Origin of the sequence: Vibrio sp. 10N.222.46.A1 (assembly GCF_041473595.1) — a bacterium.
GTDB classification, from domain to species: Bacteria; Pseudomonadota; Gammaproteobacteria; order Enterobacterales; family Vibrionaceae; genus Vibrio; species Vibrio tasmaniensis_A.
Genome location: NZ_JBFRSN010001574.1, coordinates 1 through 1,544 on the forward strand (window position 1 = coordinate 1; position 1,544 = coordinate 1,544).

The window sequence follows — 1,544 nt, forward strand, 5'->3', positions numbered from 1 at the left end:
CGCGCCAGTGTCATATTGAGTGGTGGAAAGGCTGCAGCAGCGTCAATGGATTCATCCCATTCAGAACCTCCTTGACCAAGTAAAATGATAGGACCAAAGGTTTCGTCCGTTGTCACTTTTACACGTAGCTCCTGCCCGCCGGCGAGTTTGGCCATTCCTTGAATTAACAAGCCATGAATATGCGCAGTAGGGAACGACAGTTGAGAGCGATCGAGAATCGCCTGAGCCGCATTGGCGACTTCATTGCTGTTTCTTAAATTAAGCATGACTCCTTGCACGTCCGACTTATGTGCAATGTCTGGCGAACGTAGTTTAACTGCGACTGGGTAACCAATCGTTTCGGCAATATGTACCGCTTCACTTGGGTCAGAAGCTATCCAAGTTGGTAATACATCTAGGTTGAAGTGCTTGAAAAATTGGCTATTTTGATGCGTATCAAGGCTAACTGTGTCTTTATCCAGTAGTTGTCGTTCTATCCAATTTTTTGCATCTGCTAGATCTTCAATATGGACTTTTTCTGCCGTGGTTGGCGTTTCCATTAACTGACGTTGGTTACGTCTGTACTCGACCAAGTGCATGAATGCGACTACTGAACTTTCAGGTGTTCGATAGGTTGGGAAACCCGCTTCGGTAAACAACTTTCGTGCTGGCTTTGCTGTTAGCTCACCAGACCAATTCGTTAGAATGTTAAATCGCTTGTGGCGAGGATGCTTTTTAATGGCTTCAATAATTCGTTCAGCTGTTTTAGCTGAATGTGCGATCGCAGAAGGGCTGTGCATGATAAGAATCGCATCCGCTTCATCACCATCTAACAAGATGTTTATCGTATCGATATAACGTTGCTCACCGGCGTCACCAACAATATCGATTGGATTACTCTGAGACCAACTCAATGGCAAAACCTTATTGAGTTTCTCTAGCGTATCTTCAGAAAACTCGGCAAGTTTACCACCACGGTCAAAAAGGGTATCCACCGCCATGATCGCTGGGCCGCCCCCATTGGTCACAATAGCCAAGCGCTCTCCACGTAGTGGTACTGAATGAGTCAGAGTCTCTACCGCTGCAAACAGTTCATGTAAGTTCTTAACTCGCAACATGCCGCTGCGTCGGATCGCTGAGTCATAGATAATATCTAACGTATCGGCACCGCCAGTATGTAGCATGGCCGCCGCCCGGCCTTTAGCGGTTCGCCCGCCTTTTAACACTAGAATTCGTCTATTACGTGACGCAGCACGCGCAGCAGAGATAAAGCGCCTCGCATCTTTAATACTATCAACATAAAGCAATATTGCTTCGGTGTGAGAGTCGGTACTCAGATAATCCAACAGCTCTGAGAATTCTATGTCACTGCCATTACCTATCGAGATAAACGCCGAGAAGCCGATCTCTTTATCGTTCGCCCAATCTAGAATCGTTGTACACACTGCAGCGGATTGAGAAACAAAGGCGATTTTACCTGGCAGCGCCGTCACCGGAGAAAAAGAGGCATTCAAATTTAACCACGGGACAATAACTCCCAAGCTATTGGAATCAAGTACCCGAAT

Annotated in this window: 1 protein-coding gene; it reads right to left on the reverse strand. The window is 46.6% G+C overall.

Annotated elements, in window-relative coordinates:
• Window positions 1–1,544: acetate--CoA ligase family protein (locus AB4496_RS28180; protein ID WP_372133337.1), on the reverse strand; the 1,544-nt coding region annotated here is incomplete at both ends.